The sequence below is a fragment of the Herbiconiux daphne genome, from assembly GCF_024979295.1.
Taxonomy (GTDB): Bacteria; Actinomycetota; Actinomycetes; order Actinomycetales; family Microbacteriaceae; genus Herbiconiux; species Herbiconiux daphnes.
Genome location: NZ_JANLCJ010000012.1, coordinates 24,464 through 48,635, shown reverse-complemented (window position 1 = coordinate 48,635; position 24,172 = coordinate 24,464). Strand labels below are relative to the sequence as shown.

The following is a 24,172-nucleotide window of genomic DNA, read 5'->3' as shown; positions in this document are numbered from 1 at the left end:
TCTACTCGGCGAAGTAGAAGTCTGCTCCGAGCTTCTCCAGCTTTCCGACGAAGTCGCCGTAGCCGCGAGCGATGAGCCCCACGTTGCTCACCGAGGACTGGCCCTTCGCCGTGAGGGCGGCGATGAGGTGGCTGAAGCCGCCGCGCAGGTCGGGCACCTCGAGCTCGGCGCCGTGCAGCGGCGTCGGTCCGGTGATCACGGCCGCCTGCTCGAGCGCGCGGCGCGGAACACGGCGGTTCGGGTCGGCCAGGCCGTCTTTGTGCACCTCGATGTTGGCGCCCATCTTGATCAAGGCATCCGTGAAGCCGAAGCGGTTCTCATAGACGGTCTCGTGCACGATCGAGGTGCCCTGGGCCTGGGTGAGGGCGACGATGAGGGGCTGCTGCCAGTCGGTCATGAAGCCGGGGTGCACGTCGGTCTCGATGACGACGGGCTTGAGCTCGCCGCCCGGGTGGTAGAAGCGGATGCCCTCTTCTTCGATGTCGAACGCGCCACCGATCTTGCGGAAGACGTTGAGGAAGGTCATCATCTCGGACTGCTTGGCGCCCGTGGTGAAGATCGAACCACCGGTGGCGAGCGCGGCGCTCGCCCAGCTGGCGGCCTCGTTGCGGTCGAACAGGGCGCGGTGGTTGTATCCGTTGAGGCTCTCGACGCCCTCGATGAAGATGGTGCGGTTGGGCTCGACCGAGATGATCGCGCCCATCTTCTGCAGCACGGCGATGAGATCCATGATCTCGGGCTCGATGGCCGCGTTCTTGAGCTCGGTGGTGCCGTCGGCGCGCACGGCGGTCAGCAGCACCTGCTCGGTGGCGCCGACGCTCGGGTAGGGCAGGTGGATGTTGGCGCCGCGCAGGCCGTTGGGTGCGGTGATGTTGATGCCCGACGGCAGCTTGTCGACGACCGCGCCGAAGGCCCGGAGCGCGTCGAGGTGGAAGTCGATGGGGCGGTCGCCGATGCGGCAGCCGCCGAGATCGGGGATGAAGGCGTGACCGAGGCGGTGCAGCAGCGGGCCGCAGAACAGGATCGGGATGCGGCTGGAGCCCGAGAGTGCGTCGATCTCGGCGCTCGTGGCGGTGGCGACGTTCGTGGGGTCGAGCTGCAGCACGCCGGTGGCGGCGCTGCCCGTGATCTTGACGCCGTGGATCTCGAGCAGGCTCGACACCACGTGCACGTCGCTGATGTCGGGGACGTCGCGCAGGGTGCTCGTGGTGTCGCCGAGGAGTGACGCCACCATCGCCTTGGTCACGAGGTTCTTGGCGCCTCGCACGTCGATGGTGCCTCTGAGGGGTCGGCCGCCGTTGATCACGATCGTGTCGGACGTGAGTCCGACCCGCTCGGCTGCCTTTCGCGCATCCTGGACGAGACTGTTCACTGACATCACCTGCACTGTCTGGTTGGCGTCTTGTCGACGTTCTGTCGGTTCGACGCTGGTTTCGTTGTGTTTTCGCGACCCTGGTGCTGGTTCTCAGCGGCTGCCGGTCGTTATTTCACGGGAAGGGTTCGAGGTCTCCAACTCGCGCGGTGGCTCTCGAATTCCGTGATCGCCGCCTCGTCGCGGAGCGTGAGCCCGATGTCGTCTAGACCCTCGAGCAATCTCCACCGAGTGTAATCGTCGATCGCGAAGGAGACTGTGAGGTCGCCCACCGTGGCGGTTTTCTCGATCAGGTCGACCGTGATCTCCACGCCCGGCTGGGCGTCGATCGACGCCCAGATGCGCTCGATGTCGGCCTCGTCGACCTGCCCGGTGAGGAGGCCCTGCTTGCCCGAGTTACCGCGGAAGATGTCGCCGAACCGCGCGCTCAGCACGGCGGTGAAGCCGTAGTCGCGCAGCGCCCAGACGGCGTGCTCGCGGCTCGATCCGGTGCCGAAGTCGGGGCCGGCCACGAGCACGCGGCCGTTGCGGAAGGGCTCCTGGTTGAGCACGAACTCGGGGTCGTTGCGCCAGGCGGCGAAGAGGGCGTCTTCGAAGCCGGTCTTCGTGACGCGCTTGAGGTAGACGGCCGGGATGATCTGGTCGGTGTCGACGTTGCCCCGCTTCAGCGGCACGGCGACGCCCGTCAGGGTGCTGATCTTCTCCATGGCTAGGCACCCACCGTTTCGCGCGTGGCGGCATCCTGTTTCAGGTCGCTCACGCTCGAAAGCGTGCCCCGGATTGCGGTGGCCGCGGCCACGAGCGGAGACACCAGGTGCGTGCGGCCGCCCTTGCCCTGCCGGCCCTCGAAGTTGCGGTTCGACGTGCTGGCACAGCGTTCGCCCGGTGCGAGCTGGTCGGGGTTCATGCCGAGGCACATCGAGCAGCCGGCGAAGCGCCACTCGGCGCCGAACTCCTCGACGATCTTGTCGATGCCCTCGGCCTCGGCCTCGATGCGCACGCGAGCGCTGCCGGGAACGACCATCACGCGCACGTTGTCGGCCTTCTTCTGGCCCTTGATGACGCTCGCGAATGCCCGCAGGTCTTCGATGCGGCTGTTGGTGCACGAGCCCATGAAGACGGCGTCGACCGGGATCTGCTTGAGCGGCGTGCCGGCCTTGAGGTCCATGTACTCCAGCGCCCGCTCGGCGCTCGCGCGCTCGTTGGGGTCGATGATGGTCGACGGGTCGGGCACGCTGTCGCTCAGCGAGACGCCCTGGCCGGGGTTGGTGCCCCAGGTGACGAAGGGTTCGAGGGTGTCGGCGTCGAGGAAGACCTCGGCGTCGAACACGGCGTCGTCGTCGGTGCGCAGGGTGCGCCAGTAATCGACGGCGTCGTCCCAGTCCTGGCCCTCGGGCGCGTGCGGGCGGCCCTTCAGGTAGTCGAACGTGATGTCGTCGGGCGCGACCATGCCCGCACGGGCACCGGCCTCGATCGACATGTTGCAGATGGTCATGCGGCCATCCATCGACAGGCTCCGGATGGCGCTGCCGCGGTATTCGAGCACGTAGCCCTGTCCGCCGCCGGTGCCGATCTTGGCGATCACGGCGAGGATGATGTCTTTCGCGGTGACGCCCGGGCGGAGGGTGCCTTCGACGGTGATGGCCATCGTCTTGAAGGGCTTGAGGGGCAGGGTCTGGGTGGCGAGCACGTGCTCGACCTCGCTCGTGCCGATGCCGAACGCCATGGCGCCGAACGCGCCGTGGGTGCTGGTGTGGCTGTCGCCGCAGACCACCGTGATGCCGGGCATCGTGAGGCCGAGCTGTGGGCCCACCACGTGCACGATGCCCTGCTCGACGTCGCCGAGGGAGTGCAGGCGGATGCCGAACTCCTTGGCGTTCTTGCGAAGCGTGTCGATCTGGGTGCGGCTGGTGAGGTCGGCGATCGGCTTGTCGATGGCCCAGGTGGGGGTGTTGTGGTCTTCGGTGGCGATGGTGAGGTCGGGGCGGCGCACGGGGCGGCCCTCGGCGCGCAGACCGTCGAAGGCCTGGGGGCTCGTGACCTCGTGCACGAGGTGCAGGTCGATGTAGAGCAGGTCGGGGCTGCCGTTCTCGCCCTTGACGACGAGGTGGTCGTCCCAGACCTTCTCGGCGAGGGTGCGGGGCGGGATGCCGGCGGCGGCTTCGGCGTCCGCTTCGGCGTCGGCGTCGGCGTCGGGCTCGGGGTCGGCGGGGGTGGCGGCGTCCGGGGTGGGGGTCGGGCTGGCGGTCGTCGCCGAGGCGATGCCGTCCGCGGCGGCGGGAGCCGGGTCCGTCGCGGTCGGTGCCGGCGCGGGGTCGGTCGTGAAGCCCGCGGTGGGGGCGAGTTCGGCCTCGGCGGCGGCGATCTCCTCCGAGAAGCGGGACTCGACGGCGTCGATCTCGGCTCCGGTCACGTCGCCCGATGCGAGGCCCGCGCGGGCTTCGGCGGCCTGTTCGGCGATCTCGACCTCGGGGGCGGTGATCGTGGCGGCATCCGTCGACTCGGCCGTGATGATCGCGTCGACGATGGCGTCGGCCTCGAGACTCGCCTCGACCTCGGCGGCGGATTCGGCGAGGTCCACGGGCTCGGCCGCTGCGGCCTCTGCCTCGGCGATCTCGTCGGCCAGGTCGGCTTCGGCGGCGGCGGCCCGGGCGTCGGCCGTCAGCAGCTCGCGGATGTCGATGGCGACGGTGTCGGCAGAAACGGTGTCAGCAGAAGTGGTGTCGGGCGTGTTCTCAGGGGCGTTGGCGTCCGCGCCGCGCTCCGGAGTCGATGGGGTGCTCATAGGTTTGCATGTCCTTCGGGGAGTAGGGGGTCAGCCAACGACAAACTCCGCGACGAGGGAGGCCTGGAACTAGGACTCGTCGCGGCAACGAAGGAGAAGCCGACCGAACAGCACCTCCCGATCGTACCACCGCCCTCCGCGCCCGCCCGTGCCCTCTTTCACGCCCGCACCGCGCCCTCTCTCAAGCCCGCACGGTGCCGTCTGGCACGCCCGCGCCGTGCCCCCTCTCCCTCCCCTCGAGAAGTCACTTTCCGTTGCAATCGAACCGGGTTTGCGACACATTTCGACTTCTCGAGGGGTGGGGTCTCGGCTTGCCGGCGACACCTCAGGGCCGCCAGCCCGCGAGGCGCAGGGCACGCTCGGCGCGTGCGGCACCCGAGTCGGGCGTGTGCGTCATGCCGTACTTGCGCACAGAGACGTAGCGGTAGTCGGCGAGGGCGAACTCCTCGCGGCGGGTGATGTCGCGGTCGTGCTGAGCGGCGTCGGTGCGGTGGTGGTCTCCGTCGTACTCGACGATCACCCGCCAGAACGGGTAGACCATGTCGGCGCGACCGATGAGCTCGCCTGAGAGATCGTGGATGTCGCGATTCAGCAGCGGCTCCGGGAGGCCGCGGCGCACCATGGCGAGCCTGAGCCTGGTCTCTTGACGGGACTCCGCCCCGTCACGCACGGCGGCGAATGCCTCCCGCACCCGGCGCGCATGCCGACCGGAATACGACGACACCCGCTCGGCCAGTCGCAGCAGCGGCACATAGGGGCGGCGCTCGGCGGTGTCGTAGCGCGGCGTCAGCACGAGGTGGTCACCGGCGGCAACGAGGTCGTCGAACGACAGGACGCCGGCGAGAGCGATGAAGGTGTCGGCCGGCCCTGTCACGCGCAGACCGTACCTCCGCTCGAAGGGGGTGCCGCACGGCGACGTGTGACCGACGACGCCGTGCACCCGCACCCGGGTGGCGGGCGCGACCGTGGACACGTGCAACTCGACGCTCTGCTGCAACCGTTCCGGGAGCGGCACGTGCCAGAGCAGGGCGGCCGTCGCGTGACTGAACGCGGTGTCGGCGCGCAGTCGCAGGTCGAGCGCGCGGCAGAGAGGAAGGAGGCCGGGCGCATCGTCGCGCGGCATCCGCACGCCGGGGAACGGCGCTGCGAGGTCGGGGCCGCGCATCCTCTGTTCGCCGACTCCCGCGGCGCGCCCCTCAGCGGTCGTGAACGCGCGATCGCGCAACGCATACGGCAGAACGGAACGATGTGGCATGCCGCTACTGTGCCCGCTGCCGGGCCGCCCTGCTGCGTCATCCGCAGATCTGTGGACAACGCCCACCCGCCCACCCACGAGAAGTCAAAATGTGCGCCAAACCGGCACGAGTTACACCGAAAAGTGACTTCTCGGCGAGGTGGGAGCTGGCGCACGAGAAGTCAGGATGTGTGCCGAATCGGGCCGAGTTGGACCGAAAAGTGACTTCTCGGCGAGGTGCGGGTTGCGTGCCCCGCTGAAGCGGCCGCGAGAAGTCGAAATGCGGCCCAAGTCGGCCCGGGTTGGAACGGAAAGTGACTTCTCGGCGGGGTGGGGGAAGGGAGGGGCTACTTGTCGCGGTCGGGAGCCTCAGGGGCGGGGGCGGGGGCCGCGGCCTCGGGGGCGGGGGCGGGGGCGTCGCGGTCGGGGTGGGCGGCGTCGGCGAGTTCGGCGGCCGGGGACTTGCCGTCGCGGCGCATCTTGATGAGGGAGGCGACCGTGGCGACGGCCATCGAGAGGATGATGACGGCGAGCGAGGTCCAGGTGTCGATCTCGGGGATCCACTCGATGTGCTCGCCGCCGTTGATGAAGAACACCTCGTTCTCGTGCAGGGCGTGGAAGACGAGCTTCACGCCGATGAACGCGAGGATGAACGCGATGCCGTAGTGCAGGTAGACGAGCTTCTCGAGCAGCCCACCGAGCAGGAAGTAGAGCTGCCGCAGCCCCATCAGCGCGAACACGTTCGCCGTGAACACGATGAACGGCGACTGCGTGATGCCGAAGATGGCGGGGATGGAGTCGAGTGCGAACAACAGGTCGGTCGACCCGAGCGCGAGGAACACGATCAGCATCGGCGTGAACATCTTCTTGCCGTTGAAGGTGGTGCGCACCTTCGCGCCGTCGAAGTCGGGGGCGATGTTGACGCGCTTGCGCAGCATGCGCACGAGGCCGTTCTCGCCGTCGCCCTCGTCTTGCTTGCCGAAGGCCTGCTTCCACGCGGTGTAGAGCAGGAACGCGCCGAAGATGTAGAAGATCCAGCTCAGGGTCTCGATCAGCTGTGCGCCGATCAGGATGAAGATGCCGCGCAGCACGAGCGCGATGATGATGCCCACCATCAGGGCTTCCTGCTGGTATTTCCGCGGCACGTTGAAGCGCGACATGATGATGACGAACACGAACAGGTTGTCGATCGACAGGCTGTATTCGGTGAGCCAGCCCGCCAGGAACTGCCCCGCGTGCTCCCCGTCGGCGAAGAGCAGCATGAGCAGCGCGAAGATCAGCGCGAGCACCACGTAGAACACGACCCAGAGCGTGGCCTCTTTGAACGAGGGCACGTGCGGCCGCTTGAACGCGATGATGAGGTCGGCGGCCAGGATGAGCACGAGCACGACCAGTGACGTGATCTCGAATGCGAGGGGAAGCTCCAGCACGAGGGCCTTTCGAAAGTGGGATGCGGGCAGCACGAAGCGCCGAAAGTCTCTCCCGCGCGATCGCCGCGATCGTGACCACGGCCGAGACCGTGACCATATCCGTGACGAGAACGCCGCTGCCCCCGGGTGCCCGGCGACGGACACCGTGATGACGATGACAGCGAAGTGGGATACTCCCCTTCTCCCAGCGATACTACAGGGGGCGAGGGCCCCCTGCAGTCCGCCTGCTCGAGCCGCCGGCGCCTACTCGGCGCGGGCTCCCCTGAGCTCGTCGCGGAACTCGCCGCGCACCTCGTCGAGCCGGAGCTTCAGGCGCGACACCAAGTGCGGGTCGAGCTCGCCCCGCCCGGCCGCCGTGCGCAGGTCGAGCCGCAGCTGCTGCCGGAACTCGGTGATCGTGGCATCCGCATCGCGCAGCGCCCTGGTCGAGTCGGCGCGGGTCGAGCCCGCTCCCCCGGTGCCCGTGCCGCCGCCCGCCGACGCGCCCGAGCCGCCTGCGCTGCCCGAGCCGCTCGAGCCGTCCGAGCCGCTTGCGCCGCCCTGGCCCGACGCCGCACCGGATGCCGCGGAGGCGGTTCCGGCCGCCCACCCGGCCTTGGCGCTCGAGCGGGCCTCGCGGGCCGCCGACGCCAGATCGGCCTTGAGGCTCTTCATGGCCTGGTTGACGCCCGTGCGCACCTCGTCGGCCAGCCGGCGCACCGAGTCGGAGAGTTCCGCCTCGATGTCGTCGAGATCGCCGCGGCGGGACTCGAGCTCGGCGCGACCGGCATCCGTGATCGAGTAGACGGTCTTGCGCCCGTCGGCCGACTTGGTCACCAGCCCCTCTTCTTCGAGCTTCGCGAGCCGCGGGTAGATGGTGCCGGCGCTCGGGCTGTAGGTGCCGCCGAAACGCTCGCTCAGCGCCTGGATGAGCTCGTAACCGTGCTTGGGCGACTCGTCGAGCAGGCTGAGCAGGTAGAGCCGCAGATGGCCGTGGCCGAAGACGGGGGTCATACCGAGGCCCCCTCGTCGAACGACGGGCCGGGGGCCGGCGTCGGCTCGTCGCGGAAGATCACCGTGATGTTGCCCGACACCGAGTTGGCGCGGAACTCCGTCCACGACCCGTCGAGCGTGCCGGTGACGCCGTTGTAGCCCGCGCCGCGGAGGCCCTTGATGGTGCTGGGGCCGAGCTGCAGCGTGCCCGAGACCGAGTTCACGTTGTAGCGCGCGGCCACCTCGGGGTCGAGGCGCACGGTGAGATCGCCCGAGACGGTGTTGTTCTGGATCTCGTCGGGCGTGCCGGTGGAGTCGACGAACACCTCGGCCGAGACGCCGTCGGACGAGAACCGGCGGATGGCGCCCGACGCGGCGATGTCGCCCGACACCGTGTGCGCGTTCACGAGCCCGGTGTGGTCGCGGATCGAGATCTCGCCGTTGACACTGTTGACGTCGAGGTCGCCCACCACCTGGTCGACCACGATGTCGCCCGACACGGTGCTGATGCGGGCATCCGTGGCGAGGCCCGAGATGAGACCGCTCGCCGAGATGACCCCGAACTTGAGGGCCACGTCGCGGGGCACCATGAGGCTGATGTCGACACGCGCGTTGCTGCGCCACGACCTGAACACCTCGATGAAGTTGTCCCACCGGAGTTGGGGGTGGTCGATCTCGAGGTGGTCGCCGTCGATCGAGATCTTGAGGTCTTTGCCGGTGACCGAGTGCACCTCGATGCGCGCGCCCGGCTCGTCGTGGCCGATGACGTCGACCTGGCCCGCGATGAGGCCGATCTTCAGCGAGCGCACGAGCTCGATGTCGATGACTTTCGGACCGTTGACGATCCACTTCTCCAATGCCACGGTTTCTCTCCTGCCTACCACGCGATATATCGCGTCTTCGATGAGAACACGTTATATCGCGAGTTCGGCGAAGTCAAGATATATCGCGACTAGAACATCGAGAGACGAGGGGCCGGCTCAGGGGGCGATGCCGTGCTCGGTCAGGAACGGGATGGGGTCGTAGCGCACGCCGTCGGCGCCGTAGAGCTCGAAGTGGGTGTGCTCGGTGGTGGCGTTGCCGGTGCGGCCGGTGAGGCCGATCACCTGGCCGGCCGTGACGATGGATCCCACGCCCACGGTGAGCGAGCCGTCCTGGAAGTGCATGTACATGCTGCAGACCGCCGCGCCGCCCACCTTGTGCGCGATCGAGAGGTAGACCCCGCCCGTGCCGCCGTCACCGGATGCCGCGATCACGACGCCGTCGGCGATGGAGTGCACCGGCACCCCCGGCCCGTTGAGCATGTCGATGCCCTTGTGGAAACCCTCCGCGCGCGGCCCGAACCCGTCGGACATGCGGTTGCCGTCGGGATAGACGGGCGAGAACGCGACCGACTCGGCGACCGCGTCGGAGCCGGCCTGGCACTGCGCTCCCCCGTAGCCGCCCTCGCTCGTCGACACCGCGACGGCCTTCGGCGTCGGAGTCGGGGTGGGGGTCGGCGTGTGCACGACGTAGCCGTCGCGCGACACCGAGGGCGCTGCTCCGTCGAGGGCGGCGAACGACTGCTCGCCGCCGACGGCCGCGTCGATCTCGACGTTGTCGAACGAATCCGGGGTCGTGAGTGACGCGGCGGGCACCGACGTGGCGACGGCGACACCGAACACGAACGTCATGGCGACGACGCCGAGCAGTGGGCCTTGGTACTTCATCCGCCCCATTCTGTTACGGGCGTCTGCACAACACAACCGAGCACCACTCCGAGCCACACACCCGAGCGCGTCTGCGGCCGGATGCCAGCCGAGGTTGACACAATCAGCAGATGGCACTTCCCATCGAGGACTACGCGATCATCGGAGACTGCCACACGGCGGCTCTCGTCGGCACGAACGGCAGCATCGACTGGCTGTGCTTCCCCCGGTTCGACTCCCCGTCGACCTTCGGGGCACTGCTCGGCACCGAGGAGCACGGGCGGTGGCTGGTGGCCCCGACCGATGCGGCCGCGACATCCACTCGTTCCTATCTCGGCGACACGTTCATCCTCGCCACCCGGTGGGAGACGCCGACGGGGGTGGTGGAGGTGATCGACGCGATGCCGCACGGTGATCGCCGGGCCGATGTGGTGCGGCGGGTGCGTGGGCTCTCGGGCACCGTCGAGATGCGGCAGGAGGTCGCGATCCGGTTCGGCTACGCCGACGCGCTGCCCTGGATGCGGCAGGCGCCCGAACACGGCGTGAACGCGGTGGTGGGGGTGGCCGGGCCCGACGCCGTGGTCATCCGCGGGCCGAGGCTGGTGGCGACGAACCACTTCCACGAGTCGGTGTTCACCGTAACCGAGGGCGAGCACGTCGACATCGTGATGACCTGGTTCCCCTCGCACCGCCTGCCCCCGGCCGCGGTCGACGTCGACGAGCGGCTCGAGTCGAGCGCCGCCTGGTGGCGGGAGTGGGCCGCGGCGGGCGCCATCTCGGGCCCCTACGCCGACGCGGTCACCCGGTCGATGCTCGTGCTGAGGGCGCTGACCCACGAAGACACCGGCGGCATCGTGGCGGCCGCCACCACGAGCCTGCCCGAGCAGTTCGGCGGCTCGCGCAACTGGGACTACCGCTACACCTGGATCCGCGACGCCTCCCTCACCGTCGCCGCCCTCATGCTGCACGGCTACGAAGACGAGGCCGGCCACTGGCGGCGCTGGCTGCTGCGGGCGATCGCCGGCGACCCCGCCGACATCCAGATCATGTACGGCCTGTCGGGCGAGCGGTTCCTGCCCGAGTACGAGCTGACGAGCCTGCCAGGCTACAACGGCTCGTCGCCGGTGCGGGTGGGCAACGGCGCCTCGGGGCAGTATCAGGGCGACATCTTCGGCGAGCTCATGGTGGCTCTGCGCGAGGCCCGGCGCATCGGGGTCGACGAAGACGAGTTCTCGTGGCCGCTGCAGCGGGCCCTGCTCGGCTACCTCGAGCAGAACTGGCAGCGGCCCGACAACGGCATCTGGGAGATCCGCGGCCCGCAACAGCTGTTCACCCACTCGCGCGCCATGATCTGGGCGGCCTTCGCGTGCGGCGTCGAGGCCGTGCGCGTCTACGGCCTCGACGGCGACGTCGAGCGCTGGGAGCACTTGCGCGACACCATCCGGGCCGAGATCGAGACCCGGGGCTACGACCCGGTGCGCAACACCTTCGTGCAGCACTACGGCACCACCGAGGTCGACGCCTCGCTGCTGCTGCTGTCGCAGATCGGGTTCGTCGAGCCGAACGACCCGCGCATGCTCGGCACCGTCGCGGCGATCGAGAACGACCTCATGCGCGACGGCCTGCTGCTGCGCTACCGCACCGAGTCGGGGGTCGACGGGCTGCCCGGCGGCGAGCATCCGTTCCTCGCCTGCTCGTTCTGGCTCGTGCAGCAGTACGCCCACTCCGGCCGCACCGACGACGCGGCCGCGCTGATGGACCATCTGGTGTCGCTGGCCAACGACGTGGGCCTGTTGTCGGAGGAATACGACGTCGTGAACCACCGCCACGTGGGCAACACCCCGCAGGCGTTCTCGCACCTCGCCCTCGTGCGGGCGGCCGACGCCATCGCGACCGCGCTCGGCACGAGCACCGTGCGGGTGCCGGCGACGGATGCCGGAAACCCGCCGTTACTCGAGAGTTAACCTGCGCCCCCGAGCGAGGCACCGGCTGCGGGCATAGGCAGGTCGGTGGGGCCGCGACCGCGGCTCCTGCCGAACAGCCGACGGAAGGCCGCCCGCATGGATGTGCTCATCACCGTTCTTCTGGTCGTCGCGATCGCCCTGGTGTTCGATTTCACCAACGGCTTCCACGACACCGCCAACGCCATGGCGACCTCGGTCGCCACCGGCGCCCTGAAACCCCGGGTAGCCGTGACGATCTCGGCCGTGCTGAATCTCGCCGGCGCCTTTCTCTCGACCGAGGTGGCGAAGACCATCTCGGGCGGCATCATCAACGAGGGCGAGAACGGGGTCGACATCACGCCCACGATGATCTTCGCCGGACTGGTGGGCGCGGTGCTCTGGAACCTCACCACCTGGTATCTCGGCCTGCCGTCGAGCTCCACCCACGCCCTCTTCGGCGGCCTGATCGGCGCCGCCATCATCGGGGCGGGGTTCGACGCCGTGAACTTCGCCGTGGTGCTCTCGAACGTGGTGATTCCGGCACTGCTGTCGCCGCTCGTGGCGGGTTCGGTGGCGCTCGTGGCGACCTATGCCGCCTATCGCATCACGAAGCAGGCGAAGGCGCGGGGCTCGGAGACCGGGTTCCGGCACGGCCAGACCGTGTCGGCGTCGCTCGTGTCGCTCGCGCACGGCACCAACGACGCCCAGAAGACGATGGGCGTCATCACCCTGACGCTGATCGCGGCGGGCTATCAGGATGCCGGTTCGGGGCCGCAGTTCTGGGTGATCGTCAGCTGCGGTCTCGCCATCGCGCTCGGCACCTACCTCGGCGGCTGGCGCATCATGCGCACGGTCGGCAAGCGCATCACCGACATCCAGTCGCCTCAGGGATTCGCCGCCGAGACGAGTTCGGCGGCCACGATCCTGGTGTCGTCGCACCTCGGCTTCGCGCTCTCGACCACCCAGGTCACGTCGGGCGCGGTCGTGGGCGCCGGTCTCGGCCGCCGGCTCGCGACCGTGCACTGGGGCATCGTCGGGCGCATCGCCACCGGATGGCTCGTCACCCTGCCCGCGGCCGCGCTCGTCGGCGGGCTGGCGGCGTGGGCCGCGTCGACCAGCACGGTGGGGCTCATCATCGTGGTGGTGCTGGCGCTCGCGGTGGGCACCACGTTCTTCGTGCTCGCGCGCAAGCACCCGGTGAACCACGAGAACGTCAACGACGTCGACGAAGCGGGCGCGGAGCCCGAGAAGGCGGGTGCACGATGAGCGGGCTGATGCTGAGCGATCAGATGGCAGGCGGGCAGGTCGTGAGGGCCGCCGTGGTCGCCTCGGGCGAGGGGCAGTTCCTCGGGGTGGACTGGGGGTCGTTCGTGGTGGTGTTCGTGGCAGCGTTCGCCGCGACCATCGCGGTGGTGGCGTCGTATGCGCTCGGGCTGCGGCTGCTGTCGCTCGGCGGCGGTGGTGGCGGCGGTGGCGGCGGTGGCGTGGATGCCTCGGGTGGCAGTGGCGGCGGCGCGCATGGCTCTGGTGGCAGTGGCAGCGGCATCCGGCACCGCCCGGTGGCCGCGACCGCCGGCGCCTGGGCCTGCTTCGCGTTCGGTGTCGCGGCCGTGCTCTACGGGCTCTATCTGATCATCCCGCAGTTCCACTGACCCTCGGATGCGTGCGGGCCGACTTGCAGCGCGCACGCATCCGATTAGGCTCGAACCGATGCAGCCACTCACCGAGGCGGAGATCCGCGGGTCGTTCACGAACACGAGCGCGCACGAGCTCGCCCACATGACCCTGCCGGGGTTGCACGAGATCGTGTGGGAAGACCGCGAGTTCCTCGGCTGGCGCGACGCGCACGCCATCCACCGCGGCTACATCGTCTACTGGCGCGACGGGCGGCCCACCGGCATCCTGCTGAAGGCCGCCGGCTCGCGCACCCGCCCCGGCATCTCGGCCATGTGCTCGCTCTGCCGCACTCCCCTGCCGGGCGGTCAGGTCACCCTGTTCACCGCGCCGCGTGCCGGCCAGGCCGGCATCGACGGCAGCACGGTGGGCTACTACATCTGCTCCGACCTCACCTGCTCGATGCTCATCCGCATCGTGCCGCCGAAGTCCGACATGCAGCCCGACCCGGCCGAGATCATCTCGTCGCGCGCCGAGGGCCTGAGCTCCCGGCTGCACTCGTTCACCGACGACGTGCTGCGCGCGAGCTGAGGCACAGGCTGATCAGCCGTCGTTCTCCTCGAGGGTCTCCTCGTCGGTCGACACGGCCTCGTCGGGGTCTTCGGGCTCGTCGGCGATCGTCGGGTCGACGCCCGAGGGCACCGCCTCGGTGGTGGGACCGTTGCCCACGACGCCTTCGCCGTCGGGGTAGCCCGCGCCGTCGGGGTATTCGATGTCGCTCAGGTCGACCGGTTCGTTTGTGTCGCTCATGCTCTGTCCTCGCTCATCACGTGCCGTCGCCGGCCCGGGTTCGTCACCCGTGTGCCAGAAGCTTAACCACGATCACGACGGCAGCGAACACCAGCTCGCCGACGAACACCGCGAGCTTCGCCCACCAGGGCAGCCGCGCGCGGGCGACGGCGGCGAAGGCGATCACACCGAGGCCGAACGCCATCGTGGTGATGGCCACGAAGATGGCGATGCCGAGATCGAGCAGGCCGATGCCCGCCGCCACCAGGAACCCCAGCGGCACGACCGCGGTGGCGAGACCGGATGCCGACACCCCGATGTAGCGCGCCATGGCCTTCGCGCTCGGCAGGCGCCCGTCGACGGCCAGCTCGGCGATGACATCGGCGAAGAAGCCCGCCAGCACGGCGCCGATCACGCCGATCAGCAGGGCGATCGCGACCGTCCACGGGTCGGTGTCGTCGACGTGCACCCCGAACGCGAGCAGCACGGCGAGGCCGGTGAACGTGACGTAGATGCGCTCGCGCACCCGCGGTTTCACCTCGGTGGGGTCGCCCAAGCGCAGATCGTTCTGTCGGGAGGTCTTCGCCATGCCTCAATAGTGCCGTGCAACAGGGCTCGCACCGTGCCCGACGGCTCGCGCGGCGCCCGCGGCACGAAAAAAGCCCCCGGCATGGCCGAGGGCTTTTCTGGTTGTGACCCCAGCGGGATTCGAACCCGCGTTACCGCCGTGAGAGGGCGACGTCCTAGGCCGCTAAACGATGGGGCCGCGTTGACAACTCATCGAGTATGCCACAGACCACAGGGCGACTCAAATCGGCTCACACGAGCACGGCGAGCGCGCCCGGCACCACCTCGATGGTGAGCGGAAGCGGCCCGAACCGCTCGCCGTCGGCGTAGCCGACGATGCCCGGGCACGACACCGTCACGCGCCTGCCGCGCCGGAACTCGACGATGTCGAGCCCGGCGTGAGCGCCCGAGAAGACCTTGGGGAACAGGCGGATGAACCGCGTGCGCGACACCGGTTTCACGATGAACACGTCGAGCAGCCCGTCGTCGAGCAGCGCGTCGGGAGCGATCTTCATGCCCCCGCCGATGGTGGTGTTGTTGGCCACCGAGAGCAGGCACGAATCGACGTCGCTGCTCGCGCCGTCGATCTCGAGATGGTAGCGGCGGGCCTTGAGCGTCACGAGCTCGGCCACGAGCGCCCTCACGTAGCGGGCCGCTCCCTTCGGGAAGCGCATGCCGTTCGCCCGCTCGTTCACCCTGGCGTCGAACCCCGCCGAGAGGGCACCCGCGAACCACCGCGCGCCGGCGACCTGGCCGGCACCCGACGACTCGTCGACCCCGGTCACGCGCGCCGCGTCGACCACGCGCGGCGCCCGTTCGAGAGCGTCGCCGAGAGCCGCGATCGCGGCATCCGCATCGCCCGTCGGCAGTCCGAGTGCGGCGGCGAAGTCGTTCCCGGTGCCCGCCGGCACGATGCCGAGCGGCACGCCCGTGCCGGCCACGAGGTTGACCCCGAGATTGACCATGCCGTCGCCGCCCACCACCACGAGGGCATCGGTGGGCTCGGCGAGCGCCTCGCGCGCCACCCGCACGAGACCGTCGAAGTCGGGGGCGCTGAGCGGCCTCACGTCGTGCCCCCGGGCTTTCAGCGCCGCCACCGTGGCGGGGCCCACCGGGCGCGATCTGCCGAACGAGGCGTTGGGATTGATCGCGACGACGATCCGCAGCGCTTCGCCGTCGTGCGCCGACTGGGGTGAGACCATACCGACTGATTATTCCCCACCTTGCGACAACCCCGGCGCGGGTGTTGAGTCGTGCATCATGAGACTCACGAAGTTCGAACACGCCGCCCTTCTGCTCGAACAATCCGGAAAGAAGCTGTTCATCGACCCGGGGTCGTTCACGACCGCGATCACGGATGCCGCCAACACCGTCGCCGTCGTCATCACCCACGAGCATCCCGACCACTGGACGCCCGACCAGCTGCGGCGCATCCTCGACGCCTCCCCCGACGCCACGATCTACGGCCCGGAGGGGGTCGTGCGGGCGGCCGGCGACTTCGCGATCACCCGGGTCGACCCTGGTGAGACGGTCGAGACCTCCCCGTTCACGCTGCGGTTCTTCGGCGGCCGGCACGCGGTCATCCACTCGTCGATCCCCGTGGTCGACAACGTCGGAGTGCTCGTGAACGACCAGCTCTACTACCCGGGCGACTCGTTCTTCGTGCCCGAGGGCCTCGACGTCGACGTGCTCGCGGTGCCGGCGGGGGCGCCGTGGCTGAAGATCGCGGAGTCGATGGACTACCTGCTCGAGGTGAAGCCCCGCCGAGCCTTCGGCACGCACGAGATGGTGCTGTCGGTTGCCGGCAAGTCGATGGCCGCCGACCGCCTGCGCTGGGCCACCGAGCAGGGCGGCGGCGAGTACCTCGACCTGCAGCCGGGCGACTCGGTCGACCTGTAGCCCGGGCTGGGCCGGGCGGAGGGCGCTGCGGTGTTCCCGGCATGGCGGGCTGGCGGGCAGCCCGCGCGACGCCGCCCGTCAGGGCGCGAGCGACGGCGGCTCGGTGATGCCGAACACGTCGCGCAGCGCCTCGCGCGCGGCCTGCCAGCCCGCCATGCCGTGCACGCCGGGCCCGGGCGTGGTCGATGCCGAGCAGAGGTACACGCCGTCGAGCGGTGTGCGCCACGGGGTCGCCGAGAGCACGGGCCGCGCCAGCAGCTGCCCGAACGTCGCGGCGCCGCTCGCGATGTCGCCGTCGACGTAGTTCGCGTTGTAGAGCTGCAGGGCCGAGGCCGGAATGGCGGCCGAGGCCACGATCCGGTCGCGGAAACCCGGGGCGAACTGCTCGATGCGCTCGGTGACCGCCTCGGTCATGTCGCGCCCCGAGCCCCGCGGAACATGCGTGTAGGCCCACACCATGGCGTGCCCCTCCGGCGCCCGGCCGGGGTCGAACGCGCTCGGTTGCGACAGCAGCACGAACGGCGTCGACGGATGCCGCCCCTGCGCCACTTCGCGCTCCGCGGCGTCGACCTCGGCGGCACCGCCACCGAGATGCACCGTGCCCGCGAGCGCCACCGCGGCATCCGCCCACGGCACCTCGCCGTCGAGCACGAAATCGACCTTCGACGCCGCGTCGCCGTAGCGGAACTCGCGCAGCGCCCGGCGGTAGCCGCGGGGCAGCAGGTCGCCCCCGATAGCGTCGAGGGCCCGGGGCGTCACGTCGAGCAGCACCGCGTGCGCCGACGGCAGGTCGTGCAGCGAGTCGATGCGCGTCTCGGTCACCACCTCGCCGCCGTGCGCCACAAGGTCGGCGACGAGGGCGTCGACGATCGCCTGCGATCCTCCCACCGGAATCGGCCAGCCGCCCGGCGTGTGCGCGAGCGTGCCGAGCAGCAGCGCCGTGCCGCGGGCTCCGAGCGAGCCCACCCGCCCGATCGAGTGGGCGCTCACGCCGGCCAGCAGCCCGCTCGCCGCGTCGGTCGAGAACCCCGCGGCCGCCGAGCCCGCCGTCGCGAGGGCACGGGCTCCGAACTCCGCCGCGACCACCGGATGCCGCGGCCGCCGCACGAGCGGCCCCATCGTCAGGTCGACCACGGCGTCGTGGTGCCGCACGAGCGGTGCGAACAGGCGGCGCCAGGCCTCCCCGTCGGCGCCGAGACCGTCGGCCGTGCGCTCGAGGTCGCGCCATGCCAGAGCGGCGCGGCCCCCGGCCAGCACCTGCGCGTAGGAGACATCCGGAATCGCGAACGACACCCGCTCGTCGAGGCCGAACGCCTGGAAGAACGGCGACGCGAGCGCCATCGGGTGCACCGCCGAGCACACGTCGTGCAGGTGCCCGGCGAGCGTCAGCTCAGCCGAGCGCGCTCCCCCGCCGGGAGCGCCGGCCGCCTCGAACACCCGCACCGAGAGGCCCGCCCGCGCCATCGTGACCGCGGCGGCGAGTCCGTTCGGCCCGCTGCCCACCACGGCGACATCGACCGGACCTGTTCCCATGCGGCCAGACTACCCACCGGCCCGCAGGCGCCCCTCCCGCCTCGCGCGGGCGCTGTGCTCAGTCGGTCTTCTGCTCCATCCACCACTCGGTGAACGAGGTCGCACGGCCGTCGGGCGCGAGCTTGATCAGCCACAGGTTGCTGTAGACCGGGCCGCCGGAATAGACGGTCGTGGCCTGCACCACGGCGAGCTCGTCGTCGGCGATCACGGGCTGCCACGAGAACGTGGTGTCGCCCGGGTCGTCGCGCGCGTCGAGCCAGCCGGCCACGATCTCGTCGGGGCCCGTCCACGGTTCGGCGTAGGGCTCGGTGCGGTACTCCGCGTCGGGTGTGAACAGCGCCCGGATGTCGCCCGGGTCGTTCGACTCCCACGCGCGCCGGTAGCCGTCGATCCATGCGCTCACGTCTTGGGCCATGAGCCATGGTCGCCCACCGGTGGAGCCCGCCGCAAGAGCGCCGCACGTGCCGCCGCACGAGCGCCGCGCGTGCGCCCGCGCGAGGCCGCCTCGAGGGCACGGCGACCGCGCGGGAATGGCACGGGCCCCCCGCCCGGTTGTATACCTGACTGGTAGCAGAGCCCGCCGGACAGCAGAGCCCGACTGAGAGCACAGAGAGCAGAGGCCTTCATGAGCATCATCGCCGACGACGTCGTGGAGACACCTTCCCGGCCCGGCAATTCCGACTACGACCCGTCGGCGTTCCGCGCGGTGTTCGAGCAGCACTTCACCTACGCGTCGGCCGTCGAGCGCAACACCCACCGCTACGCCAACCGCACGGCGATCACGGACTCCACCACGGGCGAGTCGTGGACCTACCGGCAGCTCGGCGAGGTCGCCGGCGCCCTCGTCGCCGGCCTCGCCGCGCGCGGCATCGGTGTGGGCGACATCGTCGGCTACCAGCTGATGAACCGGCCCGAGTTCGCGTTCCTCTACGTGGCGTCGCAGGGTCTGCGGGCGGTGTCGTCGCCGATGAACTTCCGGCTGGCACCGGCCGAGACGGCGCACATCCTCACCGAGTCGAAGCCCCGCATCTTCGTCTACGAGGCCGCGGCCGCGGCGGATGTCGCCACGGCGCTCACCCTCACCGACCACGTTCCCGACACCCTCGTGGCCGTCGGCGACCCCGAGGCCGTGGCCGCGGCGGCACGCCTCGTGCCCGGCACCGTGCCCTTCGCCGACCTGCTGGTCGACGGGGCCCCCAGCTTCCGGGCCCCCGAGGGCGGCACGGTGTGGGACGAGACCTCCCGCCTCTACACCAGCGGCACCACCGGCATGCCGAAGGCCGTGCCGCTCACGAGCCTCAACGAGGTGCTCACCGCCCACGACGCCATCATGCATTTTCCGCTCGGGCCGACCGACAAGACCATGAACATGTCGCCCTGGTTCCACCGCGGCGGCAACTACTGCGCGGGCCCGAACACGGCGTTCTACGTCGGCTCGGAGGTCGTCACCCTGCCGCAGTTCGAGCCGGGCCTCGTGCTCGACCTGGTCGAGCGGCACGGGCTCACCTATGTCATCGGCGCCCCCACCAACCTCGAGCGCCTGGCCGACGCGCAGGAGGCCTCGCCCCGCGACCTCTCGTCGCTCTCGGGCATCGTCACCATGGGCGCACCGCTCGAGCGCGCCGCCGCCCTGCGCTACCAGCGCACCATCACCCCGCGCATCGCGAACGGCTACGGCACCACCGAGGCGTTCTGGAACACCTACCTGCGCCCCGACGACCTGCCCGACGCAGCCGGAGCATCCGGTCGCGCCTGCCTCGACGACGACGTGGTCGTGGTGAACGTCTACCCCGACAGGATGGCCGACCCCACCGACACCGTGCCCCAGGACGGCACGACGGTGGGCGAGGTCATCATGCGCTCGGTGAAGAGCGGCTACTCCTACATGCACAACCCCGAGGAGCAGGCGAAGAAGTTCCGCGACGGCTGGGTCTACCCGGGCGACCTCGCCACCTGGAACGACGACGAGATCGTCACGATCGTCGGCCGCAAAGACGACATGATCATCTCGGGCGGTGAGAACGTGCACCCGGTGCAGATCGAAGAAGTGCTCGCGGGGCATCCGGATGTCGCCGATAGCATCGTCACGGGTCTGCCCGACCCCGAGTGGGGCGAAGTGGTGGTGGCCTACATCCAGCCGCGGCCCGGAACGCTCGCCGACCCCGTGCAGGCCGCCGCCGAGCTCGACCGCTTCGCGCTCGCCAGCAACGCCCTCGCCCGCTTCAAGCGACCCCGGCGCTATGCCTTCGTCGACGAGCTGCCCTACACGGCCACCGGCAAGAAGCAGCACTTCTTGATGAAGCGGCAGGCTCCGGATGACGCGGCGAACGGTGTCTTCGTCACCGTGTGATCCGCAGAATTGAACGCAGCGGCCCGCTGTCGCGTTGTGCAGGGTGGAGGTGCGTATGTCGGATGAGCAGGCGGAGTTGCTGCGCGCCATTCACGACGCCCACGGTCCGGCGCTGTTGCGCTACGTCGTGCGCCTGACCCACGACCACAACTTCGCGCAAGACGTGGTGCAGGAGTCGCTGCTGCGGGCGTGGAAGAAGCCCGCCATCCTCGAGCAGAGCGACGAGTCGGCGCGCGCGTGGCTGTTCACCGTGGCCCGCAACCTCGTGATCGACGACCGGCGCAGCGCCCGTCACGCCCACGAGTTCAGCACCGACGAACTACCCGAACCGGCGGCGCGGTCGCAGCGCGACGAGACCGACGCCGTGCTCGACAAGTGGTTGCTCGCCGACGCGCTGCTCTCGCTCTCGCTCGAGCACCGCACGGCGGTGGTCAGCTCCTACTATCTCGGCCACACCGCAGCCGAGATCGCCGAGCGCGAGAACGTTCCCGTCGGCACGGTGCGGTCGCGCACCCATTACGCCCTGCGCGCGCTACGGCTCGCGCTGCAGGAGAGGGGGGTGACGGAATGAGCGGCGACGACATCTCCCGCGACAACCCGTATCGCGACGACCCCCGCCGCGACGGCCCTCACGCCGATTCCTACCGCGAGTGGGACGCCTCCTACGTGCTCGGCATGCTGACTCCCGACGAGCGGCGCGCCTTCGAGCGGCACCTCGCCGGCTGCCCCGGGTGCACCGCCGCGGTGGCCGAGCTGGCGGGGCTGCCTGGCATCCTGAGCGCTCTGTCGCCCTCGGAGGCGTCGGCCCTGCTCGAGCCCGACGCCTCGGCGACGGCGGATGCCCGTCTGCTCGGGTCGAGCCACCGGCCCGAACTCGTGCAGGGCCTCGCCCGGTCGGTGCGACGGCGCCGGTCGCGCACCCGGCGTGGCGTGATCGCGCTCATGGCGGGGGCCGGGGCGGTGCTCGCCGTGGGGGGTGTGCTGCTGGGGGTCGGCGTGGGGAGCCTGGGCGGGCCGGATGCGCCACCCGTCGCGGTCTCGAGCTCGACTCCCGCGCCCGAGACTCCGGCCGACGGCGCGATCGCCCGCGCGATGGCGCAGGTGGAGCCCGGCTGGCTCGACGCCGACCTCGCCGTCACCGAGAAGGGCTGGGGAACCCGGTTCGACTGGAACTGCAGCTACCGCGACGCGGCGCCCTCCGGCACGGGCGCGCCCTCCGGGACCGGCTCACCCTACGACACCGGGTCCACCGAGACCACCTCTCCCACCACCTACGATCTCGTCGTGACCGACCTCAGCGGCACGCAGACCACGGTGGCGAGCTGGTCGGTGAGCGGCGGGCAGGCCGGCAACCTCTCGGCCTCGACGAGCATCCCGACCCGCGACATCCGGTCGGTCGACATCCGGGTGGCCGGAACCGACAAGCCGCTCGTGCGCACCACCCTCTGAGACTCGTCGCCCGCGCCGCAGGGCGGGCGTCGGGATCCGAGCAGTTCTCGAGAAGCGCCTGTCGGCGGCCACCCCTAGGCTGACTGCCATGGATTCCACGAGCCACGAACTGATCCGCGTGCAGGGTGCGCGGGTCAACAACCTCAAAGACATCAGTGTCGAGATTCCGAAGCGGCGGCTGACGGTCTTCACGGGCGTCTCGGGGTCGGGCAAGAGCTCGCTCGTGTTCGGCACCATCGCGGCCGAGTCGCAGCGGCTGATCAACGAGACCTACAGCGCGTTCCTGCAGGGCTTCATGCCGGCCCTCGCGCGCCCCGAGGTCGACGTGCTCGAGGGCCTCACGACGGCGATCATCGTCGACCAGGAGCGCATGGGCGCGAACGCCCGCTCGACGGTCGGCACGGCGACCGACGCCAACGCGCTGCTGCGCATCCTGTTCAGCCGGCTCGGGCAGCCGCACATCGGCTCGCCGCAGGCCTTCTCGTTCAACGTCGCCTCGATCTCGGGCGCCGGAGCCGTCACCATCGAGCGCGCGAGCGGCACCACGAAAGAGCGGCGCAGCTTCTCGATCACGGGCGGCATGTGCCCGCGTTGTGAAGGCCGGGGCTCGGTCTCCGACATCGACCTCACCCAGCTCTACGACGACAGCAAGTCGATCAGTGAGGGCGCCATCACCATTCCGGGCTACACGGGCGACGGCTGGATGGTGCGCATCATCATGAATTCGGGCTTCTTCGACCCGCACAAGCCCATCCGCGACTTCACGGCGAAAGAGCTGGCCGCGTTCCTGCACCACGAGCCCGTCAAGATCAAGGTCAACGACGTCAACCTCACCTACGAGGGCCTCATCCCGCGGGTGCAGAACTCGTTCCTGTCGAAAGACAAAGAGGCGGTGCAGCCGCACATCCGGGCGTTCATCGACCGCGCGGTCACCTTCACCACCTGCCCCGAGTGCGACGGCACCCGGCTCAACGAGGGCGCCCGCTCGTCGAAGATCGTGGCCCGAGGCGGTGCCACCGGGGGCACCGGGGGCACGAGCGACGAGGGCGGCATCAGCATCGCGGATGCCTGTGCGATGCAGATCAGCGATCTCGCCGAGTGGGTGCGCCGCGTCGACGAACCCTCGATGGCGCCGCTGCTCGACTCCCTCACCCACATGCTCGACTCGTTCGTCGAGATCGGCCTCGGCTACCTCGCGCTCGACCGGCCCGCCGGCACGCTGTCGGGCGGTGAGGCGCAGCGCATCAAGATGATCCGGCACCTCGGGTCGGCCCTGACCGACGTCACCTATGTGTTCGACGAGCCGACGGTCGGGCTCCATCCGCACGACATCCAGCGCATGAACGACCTGCTGCTGCGCCTGCGCGACAAAGGCAACACCGTGCTCGTCGTCGAGCACAAGCCCGAGACCATCGTGATCGCCGACCACGTGGTCGACCTCGGCCCCGGGGCCGGCACCGCGGGCGGCACGGTGTGCTTCGAGGGCACGGTCGACGAGCTGCGATCGAGCGGAACGCTCACTGGCCGGCACTTCGACGACCGGGCCGCGCTCAAAGACGAGGTGCGCACCCCGACGGGGGCGCTCGAGATCCGGGGAGCGACCGCGAACAACCTGGTCGACGTCGACGTCGACATCCCGCTCGGCGTGCTGACCGTCATCACGGGCGTCGCGGGGTCGGGCAAGAGCTCGCTCGTGCACGGCTCGCTGCCGCGCTGGTCGGGCGGAGCCGAGACCGGCGTGGTGTCGATCGACCAGAGCGCCATCCGCGGTTCGCGCCGCAGCAATCCCGCGACGTACACCGGGCTGCTCGAGCCCATCCGCAAGGCCTTCGCGAAAGAGAACGGCGTGAAGCCCGCCCTGTTCAGCGCCAACTCCGAGGGCGCGTGCCCCAACTGCAACGGCGCGGGTGTGGTCTACACCGATCTGGCGATGATGGCGGGAGTCGCCACCACGTGCGAGGTGTGCGAGGGCAAGCGGTTCGAGGCATCCGTGCTCGACTACCACTTCGGCGGGCGCGACATCAGCGAGGTGCTCGCGATGTCGGTCACCGAGGCCGAGGAGTTCTTCGGGTCGGGCCCGGCACGCCTGCCCGCCGCCCACGCCGTCCTCGCCCGGCTCGCGGATGTCGGCCTCGGCTACGTGTCGCTCGGCCAGCCGCTTACCACCCTCTCCGGCGGGGAGCGCCAGCGCCTCAAGCTGGCCACCCACCTGGGCGAGAAGGGCTCCGTCTACGTGCTCGACGAGCCCACCACGGGCCTCCACCTCGCCGACGTCGAGAACCTGCTGGGCCTGCTCGACCGGCTGGTCGACTCGGGCAAGTCGGTCATCGTGGTCGAACACCACCAGGCGGTGATGGCGCACGCCGACTGGATCATCGACCTCGGCCCCGGCGCCGGGCACGACGGCGGGCGCATCGTGTTCGAGGGCACGCCCGCCGATCTGGTCGCCGATCGCTCGACGCTCACCGCGCAGCACCTCGCGACATACGTCGGAGCGTGACGTGGCGACGCCGACCCGATCGGAGTGACAGTATGGACGGACGAACC

General features: G+C 70.1%; 22 protein-coding genes and 1 tRNA gene. 9 read left to right on the top strand and 14 right to left on the bottom strand.

Annotated elements, in window-relative coordinates:
• Position 1: 1 nt before the first annotated feature.
• The 8 genes from murA to N1032_RS20680 form a co-directional block, all read right to left on the bottom strand.
• A complete protein-coding gene (gene murA / locus N1032_RS20715; RefSeq protein ID WP_259541961.1) occupies positions 2-1,372 on the bottom strand; it encodes a UDP-N-acetylglucosamine 1-carboxyvinyltransferase in 1,371 nt (456 codons plus the stop codon).
• Positions 1,373-1,482: 110 nt separating this feature from the next.
• Complete coding sequence (gene leuD / locus N1032_RS20710) at positions 1,483-2,079, bottom strand: 3-isopropylmalate dehydratase small subunit (protein WP_259541959.1); 597 nt, start codon at positions 2,077-2,079, stop codon at positions 1,483-1,485.
• Between the two features lie 2 nt (positions 2,080-2,081).
• On the bottom strand, positions 2,082-3,521 hold the full coding sequence (gene leuC, locus N1032_RS20705) for a 3-isopropylmalate dehydratase large subunit (protein WP_259542029.1): 1,440 nt from the start codon (positions 3,519-3,521) through the stop codon (positions 2,082-2,084).
• 961 nt (positions 3,522-4,482) lie between these two features.
• Complete coding sequence (locus N1032_RS20700; RefSeq protein ID WP_259541958.1) at positions 4,483-5,412, bottom strand: hypothetical protein; 930 nt, start codon at positions 5,410-5,412, stop codon at positions 4,483-4,485.
• A gap of 326 nt (positions 5,413-5,738) precedes the next feature.
• Positions 5,739-6,818, bottom strand: a complete 1,080-nt coding sequence (locus tag N1032_RS20695; RefSeq protein ID WP_259542027.1) for a TerC family protein — start codon at positions 6,816-6,818, stop codon at positions 5,739-5,741.
• Positions 6,819-7,064: 246 nt separating this feature from the next.
• Positions 7,065-7,814 carry a PadR family transcriptional regulator gene (locus tag N1032_RS28455; RefSeq protein WP_407933060.1) on the bottom strand — a complete coding sequence of 250 codons (750 nt, stop codon included), beginning with the start codon at positions 7,812-7,814 and terminating at the stop codon, positions 7,065-7,067.
• Positions 7,811-8,656, bottom strand: coding sequence for a DUF4097 domain-containing protein (locus N1032_RS20685; protein WP_259541956.1), 846 nt, complete (start codon positions 8,654-8,656; stop codon positions 7,811-7,813). The genes N1032_RS28455 and N1032_RS20685 overlap by 4 nt, the downstream gene beginning before the upstream one ends.
• Positions 8,657-8,773: 117 nt before the next feature.
• The gene (locus N1032_RS20680; protein ID WP_259541954.1) at positions 8,774-9,502 is read right to left on the bottom strand and encodes a M23 family metallopeptidase; all 729 of its coding nucleotides are present in this window, start codon (positions 9,500-9,502) and stop codon (positions 8,774-8,776) included.
• Positions 9,503-9,612: 110 nt separating this feature from the next.
• Between N1032_RS20680 and N1032_RS20675 the strand changes: the two genes are divergently transcribed.
• The 4 genes from N1032_RS20675 to N1032_RS20660 all read left to right on the top strand — a co-directional run bounded on the left by N1032_RS20675 (position 9,613) and on the right by N1032_RS20660 (position 13,629).
• On the top strand, positions 9,613-11,445 hold the full coding sequence (locus tag N1032_RS20675) for a glycoside hydrolase family 15 protein (protein ID WP_259541952.1): 1,833 nt from the start codon (positions 9,613-9,615) through the stop codon (positions 11,443-11,445).
• 96 nt (positions 11,446-11,541) lie between these two features.
• Positions 11,542-12,690 carry an inorganic phosphate transporter gene (locus tag N1032_RS20670; RefSeq protein WP_259541950.1) on the top strand — a complete coding sequence of 383 codons (1,149 nt, stop codon included), beginning with the start codon at positions 11,542-11,544 and terminating at the stop codon, positions 12,688-12,690.
• A complete protein-coding gene (locus N1032_RS20665; RefSeq protein ID WP_259541949.1) occupies positions 12,687-13,076 on the top strand; it encodes a hypothetical protein in 390 nt (129 codons plus the stop codon). The genes N1032_RS20670 and N1032_RS20665 overlap by 4 nt, the downstream gene beginning before the upstream one ends.
• A 58-nt stretch (positions 13,077-13,134) precedes the next feature.
• Entirely contained in the window at positions 13,135-13,629 is a 495-nt protein-coding gene (locus tag N1032_RS20660; RefSeq protein ID WP_259541948.1) for an FBP domain-containing protein, read from the top strand.
• Positions 13,630-13,641: 12 nt separating this feature from the next.
• Here N1032_RS20660 and N1032_RS20655 read toward each other — a convergent pair whose 3' ends face one another.
• The 4 genes from N1032_RS20655 to N1032_RS20640 form a co-directional block, all read right to left on the bottom strand.
• Complete coding sequence (locus N1032_RS20655; protein WP_259541943.1) at positions 13,642-13,848, bottom strand: hypothetical protein; 207 nt, start codon at positions 13,846-13,848, stop codon at positions 13,642-13,644.
• Between the two features lie 43 nt (positions 13,849-13,891).
• Complete coding sequence (locus N1032_RS20650; RefSeq protein ID WP_259541941.1) at positions 13,892-14,416, bottom strand: hypothetical protein; 525 nt, start codon at positions 14,414-14,416, stop codon at positions 13,892-13,894.
• Between the two features lie 104 nt (positions 14,417-14,520).
• A tRNA-Glu gene (locus N1032_RS20645) sits at positions 14,521-14,593 on the bottom strand.
• Positions 14,594-14,645: 52 nt separating this feature from the next.
• On the bottom strand, positions 14,646-15,596 hold the full coding sequence (locus N1032_RS20640) for a diacylglycerol kinase family protein (RefSeq protein WP_259541939.1): 951 nt from the start codon (positions 15,594-15,596) through the stop codon (positions 14,646-14,648).
• A gap of 58 nt (positions 15,597-15,654) precedes the next feature.
• On the opposite strand from N1032_RS20640, the gene N1032_RS20635 reads away from it, so the two are divergent.
• Positions 15,655-16,293, top strand: a complete 639-nt coding sequence (locus tag N1032_RS20635) for an MBL fold metallo-hydrolase (protein ID WP_259541937.1) — start codon at positions 15,655-15,657, stop codon at positions 16,291-16,293.
• 78 nt (positions 16,294-16,371) lie between these two features.
• Here the strand turns inward: N1032_RS20635 and N1032_RS20630 are convergent, their stop codons facing one another.
• Together N1032_RS20630 and N1032_RS20625 are read right to left on the bottom strand one after the other, a co-directional pair.
• Complete coding sequence (locus N1032_RS20630) at positions 16,372-17,826, bottom strand: phytoene desaturase family protein (RefSeq protein ID WP_259541936.1); 1,455 nt, start codon at positions 17,824-17,826, stop codon at positions 16,372-16,374.
• 58 nt (positions 17,827-17,884) lie between these two features.
• A complete protein-coding gene (locus N1032_RS20625; protein WP_259541934.1) occupies positions 17,885-18,241 on the bottom strand; it encodes a nuclear transport factor 2 family protein in 357 nt (118 codons plus the stop codon).
• 210 nt (positions 18,242-18,451) lie between these two features.
• Between N1032_RS20625 and N1032_RS20620 the strand changes: the two genes are divergently transcribed.
• The 4 genes from N1032_RS20620 to N1032_RS20605 all read left to right on the top strand — a co-directional run bounded on the left by N1032_RS20620 (position 18,452) and on the right by N1032_RS20605 (position 24,125).
• Complete coding sequence (locus N1032_RS20620; protein ID WP_259541933.1) at positions 18,452-20,176, top strand: class I adenylate-forming enzyme family protein; 1,725 nt, start codon at positions 18,452-18,454, stop codon at positions 20,174-20,176.
• 55 nt (positions 20,177-20,231) lie between these two features.
• Complete coding sequence (locus N1032_RS20615) at positions 20,232-20,747, top strand: sigma-70 family RNA polymerase sigma factor (RefSeq protein ID WP_259541928.1); 516 nt, start codon at positions 20,232-20,234, stop codon at positions 20,745-20,747.
• Complete coding sequence (locus tag N1032_RS20610; RefSeq protein WP_259541927.1) at positions 20,744-21,625, top strand: anti-sigma factor family protein; 882 nt, start codon at positions 20,744-20,746, stop codon at positions 21,623-21,625. Before N1032_RS20615 ends, N1032_RS20610 begins: the two co-directional genes overlap by 4 nt.
• Before the next feature lie 88 nt (positions 21,626-21,713).
• Positions 21,714-24,125, top strand: coding sequence for an excinuclease ABC subunit UvrA (locus N1032_RS20605; RefSeq protein WP_259541926.1), 2,412 nt, complete (start codon positions 21,714-21,716; stop codon positions 24,123-24,125).
• The last annotated feature ends 47 nt before the right edge of the window (positions 24,126-24,172 follow it).